This window comes from Pseudomonas sp. B21-010, from assembly GCF_024749325.1.
GTDB lineage: Bacteria > Pseudomonadota > Gammaproteobacteria > Pseudomonadales > Pseudomonadaceae > Aquipseudomonas > Aquipseudomonas kilonensis.
Window position 1 is genome coordinate 3,495,548 of sequence record NZ_CP087198.1, and the last position, 17,118, is coordinate 3,512,665.

Sequence of the window (17,118 nt, forward strand, 5' to 3'; positions counted from 1 at the left end):
ACCGAGCGGCTATTACCTGCTGCTATTGATCTGACGACCAAGGATTTCCATGGCAAACCAACAACTGTTCCTGGGCATCGACTGCGGCACCCAAGGCACCAAGGCGCTGATCCTGGACGCGACCAGTGGCCAGGTCCTGGGCCAGGGTGCCGCAGCGCACGCCATGATCAGCGGCCCCAACGGTCGCCGTGAACAAGACACCCAGCAATGGCTCGATGCATTCACCCAGGCGACTCACCAAGCCTTGGCAGACGCTGGGGTCGATGGCCAGGCGATCCTCGGCATCGGCGTCTCCGGCCAGCAACACGGCCTGGTGTTGCTCGATGACCAAGGCCAGGTGCTGCGCCCGGCCAAACTGTGGTGCGACACCGAAACAACGCCGGAAAACGATCGGCTCCTGGCGCACCTGGGCGGTGAAGACGGCAGCCTCGAACGCCTCGGTGTGGTGATCGCGCCGGGCTACACGGTTTCCAAACTGCTCTGGACGCGGGAGCAGCATCCCCAGGTTTTCGAACGCATCGCCAGCGTCCTGCTGCCCCACGACTTCCTCAACTACTGGCTCACCGGCCGCCATTGCAGCGAATACGGCGACGCCTCGGGAACCGGCTATTTCAACGTACGCACCCGCCAATGGGACGTGCAACTGTTACAACACATCGACCCCAGCGCACGCTTGCAAGCGGCGCTGCCAGAACTGATCGAGGCCCATCAGCCGGTCGGACGCATCCTGCCGGCCATTGCTGCGCACCTGGGCATCAACCCCGAGGCGCTGGTGGCAAGTGGTGGCGGCGACAATATGATGGGCGCCATCGGCACCGGGAACATCCAGCCCGGTGTGATCACCATGAGCCTCGGGTCCTCCGGTACGGTCTACGCCTATGCCGCCGAACCTGCGGTCAGTCCGCAGCCGTCCGTGGCGACGTTCTGCTCCTCCAGCGGTGGCTGGCTGCCGCTGATCTGCACCATGAACCTGACCAACGCCACCGGGGCGATTCGCGAATTACTGGCGTTGGACATCGACACGTTCAACGCCCTGGTGGTCCAGGCTCCGATTGGCGCCGAGGGCGTGTGCATGCTGCCGTTCCTCAACGGCGAGCGTGTTCCCGCCCTGCCCCATGCTACCGGCAGCCTGCTGGGCCTGACCACCACCAACCTGACCAGGGCCAACCTGTGTCGCGCCGTGGTCGAAGGCACGACCTTCGGTTTGCGCTATGGCCTGGACTTGCTACGAGCCAACGGACTCCAGGCCCAGAGCATTCGCCTGATCGGCGGTGGTTCGAAGAGCGCGGAGTGGCGGCAGATCGTCGCCGACACCATGGACACCACGGTCATTTGCACCGAACAGAGCGAAGCCGCTGCCTTGGGCGCGGCGATTCAGGCAGCATGGTGTCACTCGGGGTCACAGACGGATTTGGCCGAGCTGTGCGAGCGCTGCGTCAAGCTCGACCCGACCAGCGAAACCCGGCCAATCGCCGCGCATGTCGCGGCGTCGCAACATGCTTATGAACGTTATCGACAACACGTCGCAACCCTTTGAGAGCGGGAAACTATGTATTTGGTGTGTGGTGAAGCGCTGTTTGATTTTTTCAGTGAGACCGAGGCGGATGGCCCGGCCTCACAAGTGAAGTACAAGGCCATTGCCGGTGGTTCACCGTTCAACGTGGCCGTGGGGCTGCGTCGCCTGGGTGTTGAGTCGGCGCTGTTTACCGGGTTGTCCACCGACTACTTGGGCCGACGCTTGCAGCAGGTGCTGCTCAATGAAGGTGTCAGCGCCCAATACCTGGTGGACTTCGACGCACCGACCACCCTGGCGATGGTTGCCGTAGGCGCCAATGGTTCGCCCCACTACAGTTTTCGCGGCGAAGGCTGTGCGGACCGACAACTGAGCCTGGCACATCTACCGGACCTGGGCCCCGAGGTGCGCGGCTTGCATTTCGGCTCGTTCTCGCTGGTGGTCCAGCCCATCGCCGACACGCTCCTGGCCCTGATGCAACGCGAAAGCGGCCGCCGCCTGATCAGCCTCGACCCGAATGTGCGACTCAACCCGCAGCCGGATATCGAGCTGTGGCGCTCGCGGATTGCGACGCTGGTGCAATATGCCGACCTGATCAAGGTCAGTGACGAAGACCTGGACCTGCTCTACCCCGCAAAGGCGCCCGAAGCGATCATTGAAGGTTGGCTGGGGAACCGCTGCCAATTGGTCTTCCTGACCCGTGGCGGCCAGGGCGCTACGGTCTTCAGTCGCCAATATGGCTCATGGTCACTCCCGTCCTGTCCGGTGAAGATCGCCGACACCGTGGGTGCAGGCGACACCTTCCAGGCCGCGCTGATTGCGTGGTTGACTGAACAACAATTGGATTCGGTCGAGGGGTTGCATACCCTGACCCGGGAACAGATCAGCGCAATGCTTGAATTCGCCATTCGCGCCGCCGCCCTGACTTGTGGCAAAACCGGGCCAGATCTGCCATATAGGCAACAATTGAACTGAATAGCGCATCGCTGCTAAAAAATCGCAGCTAAAAAACTGGACGCCGGGTTCGGACATGACCGGACCCGAGCGTCAGCCTTACAAGGACAAGGCCGTTATCAGCGGCCAGTCATCCGCTGGTGTTGCTGATGAAAGTGATTGCCAGCGGCAGGGTTGTGGTCGAGCTCGGTACGCAGCTCGGCGATCAGGTCGTTGATGGCCCGGCAACCGGTGAGCTTATTGGCATCGATGTCGGTTTTGACCAACGCCACGCGATCGGTTGCGTGATCGTCGTAAATCTTGACCGTCATCTTGAGCTCAGGTGACAAGGTGCACTGCGAGCGCTTGGGCAACAAGCTGCTTTCAATGATGTTTCGCATTTCGAGGGCAGATAGAAACATGGCGACTCTCTCCTGTTGAGGCGGCCAACTTATGTTCACGCCGGCGGTATTTTCGTCCGTTTTCTTCCCTGCGGACTGGGACTACGAATACCGTGCCGTTCGTTCGTTCTTTTTAGCGTTTTCAGTCAACGAGTTCGCCGGGCGAACTCTGGAATCATCCCGCAAGAAGTATGCCTGCATTGAAGACCTTGCCGATTGATCTGAATCAAGCGCTTAGCTTCGTCCCGCGCCGCAGAGCTCGTGCAAAATGCAAGGAAACGCTACTTTTTCCATGCAAACTGCAATCGCTTTTATCCTGTTCGCAACCTAGAGTAGCCCCTAATACGAAGACGCAAGTGGGCATCCGTCGCCTGCTTCAAAAAAAGTGTGACGTAGCGTAAAAAACTCAAAACGCGCCCACCGCCGCACGCTCGGCCACGTGGCGCAAACTGTCGAAGTTGATATTGGCACCGGAATCGATCGCCACCAGCGTCTGGCCTCGCGCCCCCGTGTCTGCCACGTACTGCTTGATGCCTGCCACCGCCAGTGCGCCCGACGGTTCGGTGATGGAGCGGGTATCGTCATAGATGTCCTTGATCGCGGCGCACAGTTGATCGTTGCTCACGGTCATCACCTCATCGACACAGAAACGGCAGATATCGAGGCCATGGGCGCCGATCTGCGCCACGGCCACGCCATCGGCGAAGCTTCCCACCTCTGGCAAGGTTACTCGCTCACCGGCGGCCAGCGCCGCCTGGAGACAGGCCGAGTGCTGCGACTCGACGCCGATGATGCGTACCTCCGGACGCAGGTACTTGACGTAGGCCGCGATCCCGGCGATCAGCCCACCGCCACCGACCGGGACAAAAATCGCATCCAGCTGGCCGGGGTGCTGGCGCAGGATTTCCATGGCGACGGTGCCCTGCCCGGCGATCACGTCCGGATCATCGAAGGGCGAGACGAACTCCCGTCCGGTCTGCTCGGCCAGGTCCAGCGCGTGCGCCAGGGCAAACGGAAAGCTTTCCCCGTGCAGAATCGCTTCGGCGCCTCGGTTACGCACGCCCAGCACCTTCAATTGCACAGTGGTCACAGGCATGACGATGCTGGCCGAAATCCCCAATTCCCGTGCCGCCAGCGCAACACCCTGGGCATGATTGCCGGCGGACGCGGTGATGACGCCACGGGCGCGCTGCTCCGGGGTCAGTTGCACGAGTTTGTTGTAGGCACCGCGGATCTTGAAGGAAAAGGTCGGTTGCAGGTCTTCGCGCTTGAGCAGGATCCGGTTACCCAAGGCCTCGGACAATGCGGGAGCCGCTTGCAGCGGCGTACGCACGGCCAGCTCATAGACCGGCGCGGCGAGAATCTTCTTAACATAGTGCTCGAGCAGGGCTTGCTCGGTGCGGGTAACGGTCATGGCGATCTCCTGGTTCGGGCGGAGCCCAGGAGACAGAAAGAAAAAACCCGCCTCCAGGGCGGGTTGGGTGCAGCCGTCAGCTAACCCGCCAAATAAGGAATGGCGGTAATAATGCTTGGCTGGCTGCGCAGTACGGTTGAGTTCATGCCTGGAAATTAGCGGTGTGTTGGCGGCAAGTCAATTGCAAATAGTAGGAGCTGGCGAAGCCTGCGATCTTTTGATCTTTCGCTTGAGATTCAATTTCTGGGGAAAGATCGCAGCCTCGTTGCACTCGACAGCTCCTACACAGCTCCTACATTCCTACATGGCACCTACATGGCGTTGCGTCATTTGAGTCCGACTTTGTACAACGCCCCGTCGTCCTCATCCGTCAGCACATACAGGTAACCGTCCGGCCCCTGGCGAACATCCCGGACTCGCGCCTTGAGCTCACCCAGCAAACGCTCCTCGTGGACGACCTTGTCTCCCTGCAATTGCAGGCGGATCAGTTCCCCGGGCACCAGCGCCCCGATGAACACGTTGCGCTGCCAGGCCTTGAAACGATCATGGTCGTAGAACGCCATGCCGCTGAGCCCCGGTGACACCTGCCAGACGTGGTGCGGGCCAACGGTGCCCTCGACAGTCTTGCCCTGGGCTTCGGGAATCGGAGCGCCGGAGTAGTTGATGCCATGGGTCGCCAATGGCCAGCCGTAGTTCTTGCCGCGCTCGATGATGTTCATCTCATCACCGCCCTTGGGCCCGTGTTCGTTCTCCCACAACGTGCCATTCCAAGGGTTGAGGGCCGCCCCCTGGGGGTTGCGCATGCCGTAGGACCATATCTCGGGACGGACGTTTTTCTGGCCGACGAAGGGGTTGTCGTCGGGCACTTTGCCGTCGGGGTAGATGCGCACGACCTTGCCTTGCAGCTTGTCCAGGTCCTGGGCGGTGGGCCGCTCGTTGTTTTCCCCCAAGGTAATGAACAGATAACCGTCGCGGTCGAAGACCAGGCGCGAGCCAAAGTGGTTGCCCGTGGACAACTTGGGCTGCTGACGGAAGATCACGTCGAAATTCTTCAGGCTCTTGAGGTCTTCGGACAATTGCCCGCGCCCCACGGCGGTGCCGGCCTTGCCGTCTGCGCCCGCCTCGGCATAAGACAGGTAGACGGTGCGGTCCTGCTTGAAGTCGGGCGACAGCACCACGTCCAGCAGACCGCCCTGGCCCTTGGCCCACACTTGTGGCACGCCACTCAAGGGTGTGGACAATTGACCGTCGGGGCTGACCACGCGCAGGTTGCCCGGTCGCTCCGTCACCAGCATGCCCTGCTGGCCAGGCAAGAATGCGACAGACCAAGGGTGCTCCAGCCCCTTGACCAGGGTGATCACCTCCAGGGTGCCCTCCTCGCTCTTGAATGATTGGGTCGGCGCGGCAGCAGCCAGCGTGGCAAAGGTCAGGACAGCGCTGGCGCAACAGGCGGCCAGGAGTGTTTTACGCAACATGCACAATTCCTTCTGTGGTGTGAAAAGAGAGCGACGGTCTCCAGAACCTAGCGGCTGCCATTTTGGCCGTTCCTGGGCGGCGTAGGAGACTCGATGGTGGGGCGCGGCGAACCCGATGGCTGGCCGGACCGGGGATAACCATTGCCGATGCCGCCGTTTTCCAGGGTCGGTGGGCGCGGTACCGGCACCGTCGGGTTGTCATGAATCGTCGGCACGTTGGGCCGGGTGCCCTGCATGCTGTTGGGATTGGCCCGCCGTGTCGGGCTGTTATAGGGATTGTTGTTGCCCGGCAGATTCTGGGCCAGGACCACGGGGCCTGTGCCCGGCGTGGCGGCTTGGGCGGCGGCGGTCAGCAATAGCGTCATGATGGCAACTATCAGCCTGTTCATTCGGACACCTCTTGAGTTCAGGCATATCGAAAGCACGCTACGCCGCAGGTTCGCCCTTGTTAAGCGAAATATCCCGGTGAAGATGTAACCAAGAGTCTCCGCCCCTTGTGGGAGCGAACTTGCTCGCGATAGCGGTGGGTCAGCTTGCATCAATAGCGCCTGTACCGTCGCCATCGCGAGCAAGCTCGCTCCCACAATGGAAACTTTTCCCAAGGCGCAAAGGTCACCAGAAAGACATCCACCGGCAAGGACAACACCACCATGGCACGGGCAATCTGGAAAGGCGCAATCAGTTTCGGACTGGTCCACATTCCTGTCGCGCTGGTGTCGGCCACCTCGTCCCAGGGCGTGGATTTTGACTGGCTGGACAAACGCAGCATGGACCCGGTGGGCTACAAACGGGTCAACAAGGCCACGGGCAAGGAAGTGACCAAGGACGACATCGTCAAGGGCGTCCAGTACCAGAAAGGCCAGTACGTACTGCTCAGCGAGGAAGAAATCCGTTCCGCCCACCCCAAGTCCACCCAGACCATCGATATCTTTGCCTTTGTCGACAGCGAGAAGATCCCCTTGCAGAACATCGACACGCCCTACTTTCTCGCCCCCGACAAACGCGGTGGCAAAGTCTATGCCCTGCTGCGCGAAACCCTGGTCAAGACCCACAAGGTCGCCCTGGCCCATGTCGTGCTGCATACCCGCCAGCACCTGGCGGCGCTCATGCCCCTGGAATCGGCGCTGGTACTGGTGATGCTGCGCTGGCCCGCGGAGGTGCGCGACCTTGACGTGCTGGAGCTGGGCGACGAGGTGACGAACCCAACCCTGGCCAAGGGCGAGCTGGAAATGGCCAAGCGTCTCGTGGAAGACATGAGCGCCGACTGGGAACCGCAAGAGTACCGGGACAGTTTCGAAGACAAAATCATGGAACTGGTAGAGAAAAAGGCCAATGAAGGCCGCCTCGAAGCGGTGGAGACCGACCCGGGCGAAGAACAACGCAAGACCGCCGATGTCATCGACCTTACCGAGTTGCTCAAGCGCAGCCTGGGCAGCAAGGGCAAGGTCAGCGACAAATCCGCCAGGAAGGCCCCTGCAAAACCCGCGAAAGCCGGCAAATCCGCTCCTGCCAAAAAAGCCACCAAGGCCTCCCGGGGGTAAACCCTGGCGTGCGCAATACAAGGGAATCTGTCATGGCCAATGCCGAGAGTGAATCTGCTCGTTTGCCCAACGCCAAGTCGGACGCCACCACAGCCCGAAAGGCGCCTCAAAACCGCCTGCCCGAGCGCCTGTCGCCGCAATTGGCCACGCCGGTGGAAGAACCGCCCACCGGCGAATGGCGCTATGAAGTCCAATTCCACGGATATCGGCTGCTGACCCGCATCGAACATGGCGAAGTCCGCTTGTTCAATCGCAATCACCAGGACTGGACCGAGCGGCTGAAGCTGCATGCCGACGCCCTGGCCGGGTTGAACCTGGGGGACAGTTGGCTCGACGGCGAACTGGTCCTGCTCGATGAGACCGGCCACTCCGATTTCGCGGCCCTGCGCCAGGCCTTCGACATCGGCCGCACCGTCGACATGGTGTATTTCCTGTTCGATGCGCCGTTCCTCAATGGTGTCGACCTGCGCCAGGCGCCGGTGGAGGAACGCCGTGCGGCCCTGAAAAACGCCCTTGGCAACAACGCCAGCAAGCGCCTGCGCTTTTCCGAGTCGTTTTCGGCCAGCCAGCACGACATGTTCGAAAGCGCTATCGCGCTCTCACTGGACAGCGTGGTCGGCAAGCGCCTGGGCAGCCCATATATGTCCCAGCGAAGCGCCGATTGGGTAAAACTCAAGTGCCGGTTGCGCCAAGCCTTCGTCATCGTCGGGTTCACCCGCCCCCAAGGCAGGCGCAGCGGTTTCGGCGCGCTGTTGCTGGCGGTCAACGGGCCGTCGGGGCTGGTGTACGCCGGTCGGGTCGGCACGGGATTCAGCCAGACGCAAATCAAACAATTACATGCGCAACTGTGTGCGCAGCAGCGCGAGACTTCGCCACTGGCGTTACCACTCAACGGTGTCCAGGGACGCGGCGTGCAATGGGTCGAGCCTGACCTGACCTGCGAGATCGAGTTCACTGAATGGACCCGCGACAACCAGATGCGCCAGGCTATTTTCCTGGACTTGTCGAGCACTATGCCGGCCAACAAGGTGGTTCGCGAGCAACCCCTGCCGATAAAGCCCACGACACCAGAACCCAAGCGTCGCAGCAAAGCCCGCGCGGCCAAAGTCGACGGTGTGACGATCACCCACCCCGATCGGGTCATCGACAGTGTCAGCGGTGTGCAAAAGGCCGAGCTGGCGCAGTATTACCTGGACATCGCCCCGTGGATCCTGCCGCACCTCAAGCAGCGGCCGGTCGCGCTGCTGCGGGCACCGGACGGTATCGGCGAAGAGCAGTTCTTCCAAAAACACGCCGATCGCCTGGACATTCCCCATATCAAACAGCTGGATCCGCGACTGGACCCGGGCCATGCAGCGCTGATGGAGATCAGTGACATCCACGCCCTGGTCAGCGCGGCGCAGATGGGCACGGTGGAACTGCACACCTGGACCGCGACCCACGACCGGATCGAGACACCCGACCTGTTTGTCCTGGACCTGGATCCGGACCCGTCGCTGCCCTGGCGCGCCATGATCGAGGCGACCCACATGACCTTGGCGGTGCTCGACGCGTTGGGTTTGCAGGCTTTTCTCAAGACCAGCGGCGGCAAAGGCATGCACGTGATCGTGCCATTGGCGAGAAGTGAAGGCTGGGACACCACCAAGGCGTTCGCCAAGGCCATCTCGCAGTTCCTGACCCGACAAATGCCAGAGCGCATCACGGCCACCATGGGACCGAAGAACCGCGTCGGGAAAATATTCGTCGACTACCTGCGCAACGCCCGCGGCGCCAGCACGGTGGCCGCCTACTCAGTGCGCGCCAGGCCAGGCCTGCCGGTCTCGGTGCCAATCGCCCGGGCCGAATTGCAGACCCTGCGCAACGCCCAGCAATGGGACATCCATACCGCCCTGGAACGGGCCAAGGGCTTGGGCGCCGATCCTTGGGAAGGCTACAACCACCGTCAGCGGATCACCGCCAGGATGTGGGAACAGCTGGATGCGCAAAAGCCCACCGACTGAATGTAGGAGCGTAGGAGCGTAGGAGCGTAGGAGCTGTCGAGTGCAACGAGGCTGCGATCTTTCCACAACCCATTGAGTCCAGAGCGAAAGATCAAAAGATCAAAAGATCAAAAGATCAAAAGATCAAAAGATCAAAAGATCAAAAGATCAAAAGATCGCAGGCTTCGCCAGCTCCTACATCCAGATAAAGATCACCAGCAGGCCGCCAAAGAACGCCCATTTCTGCAGGTAATACAGCGCACGGTTACGTTTTTTCAGGGCCTTGCCCTGCAACCGTATCTTGTAGAGCCTGGAGAACGCCCGGTTCAAGGCGCCCGTCCTGTCGCCCGCGTCGTTGGGCGCACCGGCCGCCGCCATCACGGTGCGGCTGAACCAGCGGTTGAACGCGCTAGCCCAGCGAAACTTCATCGGCCGCTCCACGTCGCAGAACAGGATGATGCGATTATGGTCGGTGGTGTTCTGGGCGTAATGAATGAACGTTTCGTCGAATATCACTGCCTCGCCATCGCGCCAATGATAGGGCTCGCCATCGACATTGATGTAGCAACCAGCATCGTTGGGCGTTTCCAGGCCCAAGTGATACCGATAGGACCCGGCATATGGGTCGCGGTGCCGGACCAGCTTCGAGCCCGGCGGCAACTCGGCGAACATCGCCGCCTTGATCGAGCCGATGCTCTGTACCAGTTCGGTGGTGCGGGGGCACAGCTTCATGGCCGAAGGATGGCTGTCGCCGTACCACTTCAGGTAGAAACGCTTCCAACCGGTCTTGAAGAACGAGTTGAAGCCCACATCGTCGTATTGATCGGAACGCTTGATCTGCCCTGCGTGCAGCAGGTTCTGGCCTTCGGCCCGGATCTCTTGCCAGTGGGCCTGCAACGGGCTCAGGTCCGGAAACTGCGCCGGGCTCAGGAACGGTCTGTTGGGCAGTTTCGAGCACAGGTAAAGCAGGCAATTGATCGGCGCGAGAAACGACGAATGATCGCTCAGCTGACGTCCGAACTTATGCCGCACGCGACCGCGCAGGTGAACGTAGCCAATGGAAAAGATGTAGAGCGCGACAATAATGAGTTTCACGAAAAACCGTCACAATTCTGGGGTGAACTGGATTGTTTACCCGGGCCAGCCAAGCGGCAAGGGAGATGGCATAGGGTGAGATGGCATTCTAGCCACAGTTTGTAACCGAAAGTTATCCTCCAACTGTGAAAAACTGTCTTGCCCGGGCAATACCCTATCGTTTATGCGGCCAGACCAGTACAATCGCCGCCACTATTACGCGCCCCCTTTGGCCGATATCGCAAACGCGGCTTCGGTGCACGTCTACCGGGGCAGGCGCTCCGTATGCTGCTGTCCTCTTATGCCGGATGGACCCTTGCGCTTGCGACCGCGACGCCTTTGCGCGGTCGGGACGTGCGCAAACAGGTACTGAACAGGTACTGCCGCACCCTTAGCTACTCTGAATGTTCCGCAGGATAAACCTTTGATCTCTACAGCTAACATCACGATGCAGTTCGGCGCCAAGCCACTGTTCGAAAACGTCTCTGTCAAATTCGGCGCGGGTAACCGCTACGGTCTGATTGGCGCCAACGGTTGCGGCAAGTCGACCTTCATGAAAATCCTCGGCGGCGACCTCGAGCCGTCCGGCGGCCAGGTCATGCTCGAGCCGAACGTGCGCCTGGGCAAACTGCGCCAGGACCAGTTCGCCTACGAAGAATTCACCGTGATCGATACCGTGATCATGGGTCACGAAGAGCTGTGGAAGGTCAAGGCCGAGCGCGATCGCATCTATTCGCTGCCGGAAATGACCGAAGAAGACGGCATGGCCGTGGCCGAGCTGGAAACCGAATTTGCCGAGATGGACGGCTACACCGCCGAATCCCGTGCCGGTGAACTGCTGTTGGGCCTGGGGATTGGCATCGAACAGCATTTCGGCCCGATGAGCGAAGTGTCGCCAGGCTGGAAGCTGCGTGTGTTGCTGGCCCAGGCACTGTTCTCCGACCCGGAAGTGCTGCTGCTCGACGAACCGACCAACCACCTGGATATCAACACCATCCGCTGGCTGGAAAACGTGCTGACCCAGCGTTCGAGCCTGATGATCATCATCTCCCACGACCGTCACTTCCTGAACAGCGTCTGCACCCACATGGCGGACCTGGACTATGGCGAGCTGCGCCTGTTCCCGGGCAACTACGACGAGTACATGACCGTGGCGACCCAGTCCCGCGAGCAACTGCTGTCGGACAACGCCAAGAAGAAAGCACAGATTTCCGAACTGCAATCGTTCGTCAGCCGTTTCTCGGCCAACGCCTCGAAAGCCAAGCAGGCCACCTCTCGCGCCAAGCAGATCGACAAGATCCAACTGGCCGAGGTCAAGCCATCGAGCCGCGTCAGCCCGTTCATTCGCTTCGAGCAGACCAAGAAACTGCACCGCCAGGCGGTCATTGTCGAGCGCATGGCCAAAGGGTTTGACGGCAAACCGCTGTTCAAGGACTTCAGCTTCACCGTCGAAGCCGGTGAACGCGTGGCGATCATTGGCCCGAACGGTATCGGCAAGACCACCTTGCTGCGCACCCTGGTCAATGAACTGGAACCCGATGCCGGTACCGTGAAATGGACCGACGCCGCGGAACTGGGCTACTACGCCCAGGACCATGCCCACGACTTCGAAGACGACGTCAACCTGTTCGACTGGATGGGTCAGTGGACCCAGGGCGGCGAACAACTGGTTCGTGGCACCTTGGGCCGCATGCTGTTCTCCAACGACGAGATCCTCAAGTCGGTCAAGGTCATTTCCGGTGGTGAGCAAGGCCGCATGCTGTTCGGCAAGCTGATCCTGCAAAAACCCAACGTGCTGGTGATGGACGAACCGACCAACCACTTGGACATGGAATCGATCGAAGCGTTGAACCTGGCGCTGGAAAACTACCCGGGCACGCTGATCTTCGTCAGCCATGACCGTGAGTTCGTTTCCTCCCTGGCCACCCGCATCATCGAGCTCAGCGCCGACGGCGTGGTCGACTTCAGCGGCACCTATGACGACTACCTGCGTAGCCAGGGTGTGGTGTTCTAAGGACAGCCCTTGGCTGTTCGCTGCAAAAGCAAAGCCCTGTCCACTGTGACAGGGCTTTTTGTATTCCAAGGGTAAAGACCTGTGGGAGCGAGCTTGCTCGCGATGGCGGCCTGACAGCCGACCAGGATTTTGTTGGCGGGGTACATATCCATTGCTGCGGTAACGGCGGCTTATTGTTCCGCTCTTACAGCGGGTCACTTTCGAAAAGCCCGGAAGCCGGCCCAGTCGAAAGTAACCAAAGCGCTCATGCCCCACCACTCGGCACCTCGCCCAGGCTCGGTGTGCCCTCACTCCGGCATTGCTCCGTGGGCCCGCCGCGAAGGGCCATCCATGGCCCAGCGCGGCTAACCCGGCATCCATGCCGGGTTGCCCACTCCACAATGCCTGCGTTCGGCCAGCGTGGTTAATGGGGCGCCGAGATCAACGTCCACCGCGAGGCGGCCTAACAGCCGACCTGTTTCTCCCTGGTGAACCCAATCCCTTGTGGGAGCGAGCTTGCTCGCGAAGGGGCCGGTGCATACAACCTCAATTGAAACTGCACATCCGGGTCCCCAAGCACATTTAGTTAGCCTGCTTTCTTTTATCCCCTCCTCGCGCCATGATGAGGCTCTCTTACCGCTGCCCGCGAACGAGCCCTATGCCCACGCCCTCACCTGCCTCCAGCTCCCTGTCGATCACCCTGCAGATCGTCTCCATCGTTTTCTACACCTTCATCGCCTTTCTTTGCATCGGCCTGCCGATTGCCGTGTTGCCCGGGTATGTCCACGAACAGCTGGGCTTCAGCGCGGTGGTGGCCGGGTTGACCATCGGTTCACAGTACCTGGCGACCCTGCTCAGCCGCCCCATGGCCGGGCGGCTATCGGACAGCGTTGGCACCAAGCGGGCAATCGTCTACGGGCTGTCGGGAATTGTGCTCAGCGGCGTGCTGACGCTGCTCTCGACCTTGCTGCAAAGCTTCCCCCTGCCCAGCCTGTTGATCCTGATTGTTGGGCGCTTGCTGCTTGGCGTGGCCCAAGGGCTGATTGGCGTGGGCACCATCAGTTGGTGCATGGGCCAGGTGGGTGTGGAGCACACCGCCCGCTCGATTTCCTGGAACGGCATCGCCTCGTACGGAGCCATCGCCATCGGTGCCCCGCTGGGCGTGGTCATGGTCGATGAACTGGGGTTCGCCAGCCTGGGCCTCGCTTTGTCGCTGCTGGCCGGGGCGGCGCTGTTGATCATTCGCAACAAGCCGTCGGTGCCGGTCATTCGTGGCGAGCGCTTGCCTTTCTGGGCGGTGTTTGGGCGCATTGCGCCGTTCGGGGCGGGCCTGAGCCTGGCGTCGATCGGCTACGGCACGCTTACCACGTTTATCACGCTGTTCTATATCAGTCGCGGCTGGACCGGGGCGGCCTGGTGCCTGACAGTTTTCGGTGTCTGCTTCATCCTGGCGCGGTTGCTGTTCATTTCCAGCATCGCCCGTTTCGGCGGCTTCAACTCGGCCATTGCCTGCATGAGCATCGAAACCCTCGGGCTGGTATTGCTATGGCTGGCGCCGTCCACCGCGTTCGCCCTGGTCGGTGCCGGGCTGGCCGGTTTCGGGCTATCGTTGGTATACCCGGCGCTGGGGGTGGAGGCCATCAAGCAAGTGCCTAACACCAGCCGGGGGGCCGGCTTGAGCGCCTATGCGGTGTTCTTTGACCTGGCGCTGGCGATTGCCGGTCCGTTGATGGGGGCAGTGGCGTTGAACCTGGGCTATTCGTCGATCTTCTTCTGTGCTGCCTTGTTGTCCCTTACCGGGCTGGGTCTGACTCTGCTGCTGCGTCGCCGAGCCGTAAGCGCACCTTATTGATCGTAATACTGTTCACTGCCGTTTTTTTGTTTTGATTAGGCTCGGTATTTACTTGCTCTGGTGTGTATATCCGTTGCTGCGGTAACGGCTGCTTAGGGTTCCGCTCTTACAGCGGGTCACTTTTGGAAAAGCGCCAAAAGTAACCAAAAGCGCTTTGCCCCACCACTCGGCACCTCGCTTAGGCTCGGTGTGCCCTCACTCCGGCATTGCTCCGTGGGCCCGCCGCGAAGGGCCATCCATGGCCCTGCGCGGCTACCTCGGCATCCATGCCGAGGTGCCCACTACGCAATGCCTGCGTTCGGCCAGCGTGGTTTAACGGGGCGTCCAGATCAAGATCCAAAGCAAAGCAAAGCAAAGCAAAGCAAAGCAAAGCAAAGCAAAGCAAAGCAAAGCAAAGCAAAGCAAAGCAAAGCAAAGCAAAGCAAAGCAAAGCAAAGCAAAGCAAGAGCGCGACACGTCCAGCATCTATGTAGCTGAGCCACCGCCATCGCGAGCAAGCTCGCTCCCACATTGGATCTTCATCAGATACAAAATCCATGTGCACCGCAAAACCTGTGGGGCCTGTGATGAACACAAGACTCATAAACACCCAAGATCACCTGTGGGAGCGAGCTTGCTCGCGATGAGGCCGGTACATCCAACATCGCCGCAAACTGATACTTCGCCTTCGCGAGCAGGCTCGCTCCCACAGGAGAAACGTGGTCTCCATCAAGAGTCAGGTCGGCTGTTAGGCCGCCTCGCGGTTGACGTTGATCTCGGCGCCCCGTTAACCACGCTGGCTGAACGAAGGTATTGCGCAGTGGGCAACCCGGCATGGATGCCGGGTTAGCCGCGCTGGGCCATGGATGGCCCTTCGCGGCGGCCCACGGAGTAATGCCTTCGTTCGGGCATGCCGAGCCTAGGCGAGGCACCAAGTGGTGGGGCAGGAGCGTTTTGCTTACTTTTGACTGGGCCGGCTCCCGGGCTTTTCAAAAGTGAGCCGCTGTAAGAGCGGAACCATAAGCCGCCATTACCGCAGAAACGGATATACACACCATCCTTACGTAAAACCATGCCTCTCTATTGATCAGCCGTCCTCATCCCCGCCCGGGTCGGCTTGCCCAAAGCCTCGCCGAAGAAGCGGCTGGCCTCGGAGATCATGGTGCGGTGGATGTCCTTGCGGTCGACACCGTCAGCATCCGTGCAAAGCGCCGGCATCGCGGCGATCTGCTCGTCGGTGCACGGTGCCAGGAAAACAAAATGCCCCGCACCGGCCAGGGTCTTGAAGTCCGGTGCAGTGGGCAGCTTGCGGGCCAGAGCGGCGGCATTCTTGTCGAAGGCCACGAGTTTGTCGCCATCGCCGCTGTACAGCAGCACCGGCACATGGACATCAGCCAGGGTATGGCGGCCAAACTTCAGGCTCAACGGCGCCATCAACAACAATGCCCGGACCCTGGGGTCGGCCACCGGTTGCAGATCATCGCGGTCAGCAATCAGTTCGCCCTGGGTATTGCAGGCGTCACGGTCGTCCGGCCGCTCCACGCAGTAGCGGCGCAGACGATTGAGGTCCGGCGTCGCACCGGACAGGATCAGCGCGGTTTCGCCGCCGGCCGAATAGCCGATCACCCCGACCTGCCCGGCGTTGACGAACGGCGAGAGCATCGGGTCATTGAGCGTGGCGGTGATGGCTTCGGAAATCTGGATCGGCCGCCCGTACAGGTTGCTCAGGGTGCCAAGCCGGCTGTGATCCTGGGCGTTGTCGCCGGGATGAATCACCGCCACCACGACAAACCCCTTGCGCGCCAGGGAGGTGGCCAGGTCATGCAGGGCCAGCGGCGTACCGGTATTGCCATGGGACAGCATCAACAGCGGAAAGCGGCCGATGGCAATCTGGGCGTCTGGCGCGGCATCGATCTGGTAGCCACCCAGCAGGCTGGACTGTTCCCGGTCTGTGGACGGATAAAAGGCGATGGCGTGCATCGGCTGCTCATCCAGAGGATCGAGAAAACTCAGCTCATGGAAACCGGCGCTCCAATGCGGATGTGGCCCCGGTGCGGCCTGCACTGAACCGAGACTGGCAAACAAGCAAAGCAGCAGCGCTGCACCAAAACGCATCATCGAATCATCCACCTTCACCAGCGCACGGGAAGGCCCCGTCGCTCGCAGTCTTGGCCGTGCATAACCTGCGCCAGAAATCCAGGCGCCGAATGCAGTAAAACCCTGCATCCCGGCCATCCAATGACGACGAGAATACAGGGTTTTACGAAGGTTGCCCCAATAGCTTTGGTGCCTTTATGCGGGTTTTACGCGGCGGCGAACTGCTGGCCGATTTGCAACGCGGCTTCGCTCATGGCTTTGGTGCGCATATCGTCACCATAGGCCAGGCCTTCGGCACGGACAACTTCGATATCGGTGATGCCGAGGAAACCGAACACCAGCTTGAGATAGTCCTCGTGACCCACGCCGCTCGGTTGGCCGGCATGCAAACCACCCGAGGTGGAAACGATCACCAGTTTCTTGCCACCACACAGGCCTTCGGGACCGGCTTCGGTGTAGCGGAACGTCTGGCCGGCCACGGCAATGCGGTCGATCCAGGCCTTGAGCTGGGTCGGAATGCTGAAGTTGTACATCGGCGCGGCGATGACCACCGCATCAGCCGCCAGGAACTCAGCCATTGCCGACGCGCTGAGATCGGCTTCGTGCTTGAGAGCTGCGTCGCGCAATTCGGCGCTGGTGCCGGCGGCAACTAGCGTCTGGGCGGAAAAATGGCTGATGGCGTCAGCGGCCAAGTCGCGGTAAGTCACCGTGATGCCTGGTTCCGCGGCTTTCCAGGCTTCAACCACTTCACGGCTCAATTGGCGGGAAGCGGAGTTGTCGCCCAGGATGCTCGAATCGATGTGCAGCAGTTTCATGTCAGTGCTCTCCAAGTGAGGACCGCAACCGGGCGATCAATTGGCGACAATC

15 protein-coding genes are annotated in these 17,118 nt (G+C 60.8%); 8 read left to right on the top strand and 7 right to left on the bottom strand.

The window, feature by feature from the left end:
• Window positions 1–49: 49 nt before the first annotated feature.
• A complete protein-coding gene (gene xylB / locus LOY50_RS15240; protein ID WP_258688209.1) occupies window positions 50–1,537 on the top strand; it encodes a xylulokinase in 1,488 nt (495 codons plus the stop codon).
• A 12-nt stretch (window positions 1,538–1,549) separates the two neighbouring features.
• Window positions 1,550–2,488: a carbohydrate kinase gene (locus LOY50_RS15245; RefSeq protein WP_253475207.1), complete on the top strand. Its 939-nt coding sequence runs from the start codon at window positions 1,550–1,552 to the stop codon at window positions 2,486–2,488.
• A 98-nt stretch (window positions 2,489–2,586) separates the two neighbouring features.
• Here the strand turns inward: LOY50_RS15245 and LOY50_RS15250 are convergent, their stop codons facing one another.
• Window positions 2,587–2,868, bottom strand: coding sequence for a DUF1652 domain-containing protein (locus LOY50_RS15250; RefSeq protein WP_072346769.1), 282 nt, complete (start codon window positions 2,866–2,868; stop codon window positions 2,587–2,589).
• Between the two features lie 31 nt (window positions 2,869–2,899).
• Here LOY50_RS15250 and LOY50_RS15255 point away from each other — a divergent pair, with 31 nt between their 5' ends.
• Entirely contained in the window at window positions 2,900–3,067 is a 168-nt protein-coding gene (locus tag LOY50_RS15255; RefSeq protein ID WP_253475210.1) for a hypothetical protein, read from the top strand.
• A 186-nt stretch (window positions 3,068–3,253) separates the two neighbouring features.
• Here the strand turns inward: LOY50_RS15255 and ilvA are convergent, their stop codons facing one another.
• From ilvA to LOY50_RS15270, 3 genes are all read right to left on the bottom strand, one after another.
• A complete protein-coding gene (gene ilvA, locus LOY50_RS15260; RefSeq protein ID WP_258688213.1) occupies window positions 3,254–4,261 on the bottom strand; it encodes a threonine ammonia-lyase, biosynthetic in 1,008 nt (335 codons plus the stop codon).
• Window positions 4,262–4,587: 326 nt separating this feature from the next.
• On the bottom strand, window positions 4,588–5,736 hold the full coding sequence (locus LOY50_RS15265) for a PQQ-dependent sugar dehydrogenase (RefSeq protein WP_253475216.1): 1,149 nt from the start codon (window positions 5,734–5,736) through the stop codon (window positions 4,588–4,590).
• A 47-nt stretch (window positions 5,737–5,783) separates the two neighbouring features.
• Window positions 5,784–6,125: a hypothetical protein gene (locus tag LOY50_RS15270; protein ID WP_258688214.1), complete on the bottom strand. Its 342-nt coding sequence runs from the start codon at window positions 6,123–6,125 to the stop codon at window positions 5,784–5,786.
• A 261-nt stretch (window positions 6,126–6,386) separates the two neighbouring features.
• Between LOY50_RS15270 and LOY50_RS15275 the strand changes: the two genes are divergently transcribed.
• Together LOY50_RS15275 and ligD are read left to right on the top strand one after the other, a co-directional pair.
• The gene (locus LOY50_RS15275; protein WP_253475222.1) at window positions 6,387–7,277 is read left to right on the top strand and encodes a Ku protein; all 891 of its coding nucleotides are present in this window, start codon (window positions 6,387–6,389) and stop codon (window positions 7,275–7,277) included.
• A 32-nt stretch (window positions 7,278–7,309) separates the two neighbouring features.
• Window positions 7,310–9,277 carry a DNA ligase D gene (gene ligD, locus LOY50_RS15280; protein WP_253475225.1) on the top strand — a complete coding sequence of 656 codons (1,968 nt, stop codon included), beginning with the start codon at window positions 7,310–7,312 and terminating at the stop codon, window positions 9,275–9,277.
• A 174-nt stretch (window positions 9,278–9,451) separates the two neighbouring features.
• On the opposite strand, the gene lpxO is transcribed toward ligD, so the two are convergent.
• Window positions 9,452–10,351, bottom strand: a complete 900-nt coding sequence (lpxO, locus tag LOY50_RS15285; protein WP_253475243.1) for a lipid A hydroxylase LpxO — start codon at window positions 10,349–10,351, stop codon at window positions 9,452–9,454.
• A gap of 403 nt (window positions 10,352–10,754) precedes the next feature.
• Between lpxO and LOY50_RS15290 the strand changes: the two genes are divergently transcribed.
• The 3 genes from LOY50_RS15290 (at window position 10,755) to LOY50_RS15300 (ending at window position 14,652) form a co-directional block, all read left to right on the top strand.
• Window positions 10,755–12,344, top strand: a complete 1,590-nt coding sequence (locus LOY50_RS15290) for an ABC-F family ATPase (protein ID WP_003181279.1) — start codon at window positions 10,755–10,757, stop codon at window positions 12,342–12,344.
• A gap of 637 nt (window positions 12,345–12,981) precedes the next feature.
• Window positions 12,982–14,175, top strand: a complete 1,194-nt coding sequence (locus LOY50_RS15295) for an MFS transporter (protein ID WP_253475246.1) — start codon at window positions 12,982–12,984, stop codon at window positions 14,173–14,175.
• A 288-nt stretch (window positions 14,176–14,463) separates the two neighbouring features.
• Window positions 14,464–14,652 (top strand): hypothetical protein, encoded by a 189-nt coding sequence (locus LOY50_RS15300; RefSeq protein WP_258688220.1) that lies wholly within the window; start codon window positions 14,464–14,466, stop codon window positions 14,650–14,652.
• A 582-nt stretch (window positions 14,653–15,234) separates the two neighbouring features.
• On the opposite strand, the gene LOY50_RS15305 is transcribed toward LOY50_RS15300, so the two are convergent.
• Together LOY50_RS15305 and LOY50_RS15310 are read right to left on the bottom strand one after the other, a co-directional pair.
• On the bottom strand, window positions 15,235–16,272 hold the full coding sequence (locus tag LOY50_RS15305; protein WP_253478558.1) for a dienelactone hydrolase: 1,038 nt from the start codon (window positions 16,270–16,272) through the stop codon (window positions 15,235–15,237).
• A gap of 185 nt (window positions 16,273–16,457) precedes the next feature.
• Window positions 16,458–17,066: an FMN-dependent NADH-azoreductase gene (locus LOY50_RS15310; protein WP_214510242.1), complete on the bottom strand. Its 609-nt coding sequence runs from the start codon at window positions 17,064–17,066 to the stop codon at window positions 16,458–16,460.
• Window positions 17,067–17,118: the final 52 nt, after the last annotated feature.

Coding starts and splice junctions, on each gene's coding strand:
- xylB (WP_258688209.1), top strand. CDS start 50: ATGGCAAACCAACAACTGTTCCTGGGCATCGACTGCGGCACCCAAGGC.
- LOY50_RS15245 (WP_253475207.1), top strand. CDS start 1,550: ATGTATTTGGTGTGTGGTGAAGCGCTGTTTGATTTTTTCAGTGAGACC.
- LOY50_RS15250 (WP_072346769.1), bottom strand. CDS start 2,868: ATGTTTCTATCTGCCCTCGAAATGCGAAACATCATTGAAAGCAGCTTG.
- LOY50_RS15255 (WP_253475210.1), top strand. CDS start 2,900: ATGTTCACGCCGGCGGTATTTTCGTCCGTTTTCTTCCCTGCGGACTGG.
- ilvA (WP_258688213.1), bottom strand. CDS start 4,261: ATGACCGTTACCCGCACCGAGCAAGCCCTGCTCGAGCACTATGTTAAG.
- LOY50_RS15265 (WP_253475216.1), bottom strand. CDS start 5,736: ATGTTGCGTAAAACACTCCTGGCCGCCTGTTGCGCCAGCGCTGTCCTG.
- LOY50_RS15270 (WP_258688214.1), bottom strand. CDS start 6,125: ATGAACAGGCTGATAGTTGCCATCATGACGCTATTGCTGACCGCCGCC.
- LOY50_RS15275 (WP_253475222.1), top strand. CDS start 6,387: ATGGCACGGGCAATCTGGAAAGGCGCAATCAGTTTCGGACTGGTCCAC.
- ligD (WP_253475225.1), top strand. CDS start 7,310: ATGGCCAATGCCGAGAGTGAATCTGCTCGTTTGCCCAACGCCAAGTCG.
- LOY50_RS15295 (WP_253475246.1), top strand. CDS start 12,982: ATGCCCACGCCCTCACCTGCCTCCAGCTCCCTGTCGATCACCCTGCAG.
- LOY50_RS15300 (WP_258688220.1), top strand. CDS start 14,464: ATGCCTGCGTTCGGCCAGCGTGGTTTAACGGGGCGTCCAGATCAAGAT.
- LOY50_RS15305 (WP_253478558.1), bottom strand. CDS start 16,272: ATGATGCGTTTTGGTGCAGCGCTGCTGCTTTGCTTGTTTGCCAGTCTC.
- LOY50_RS15310 (WP_214510242.1), bottom strand. CDS start 17,066: ATGAAACTGCTGCACATCGATTCGAGCATCCTGGGCGACAACTCCGCT.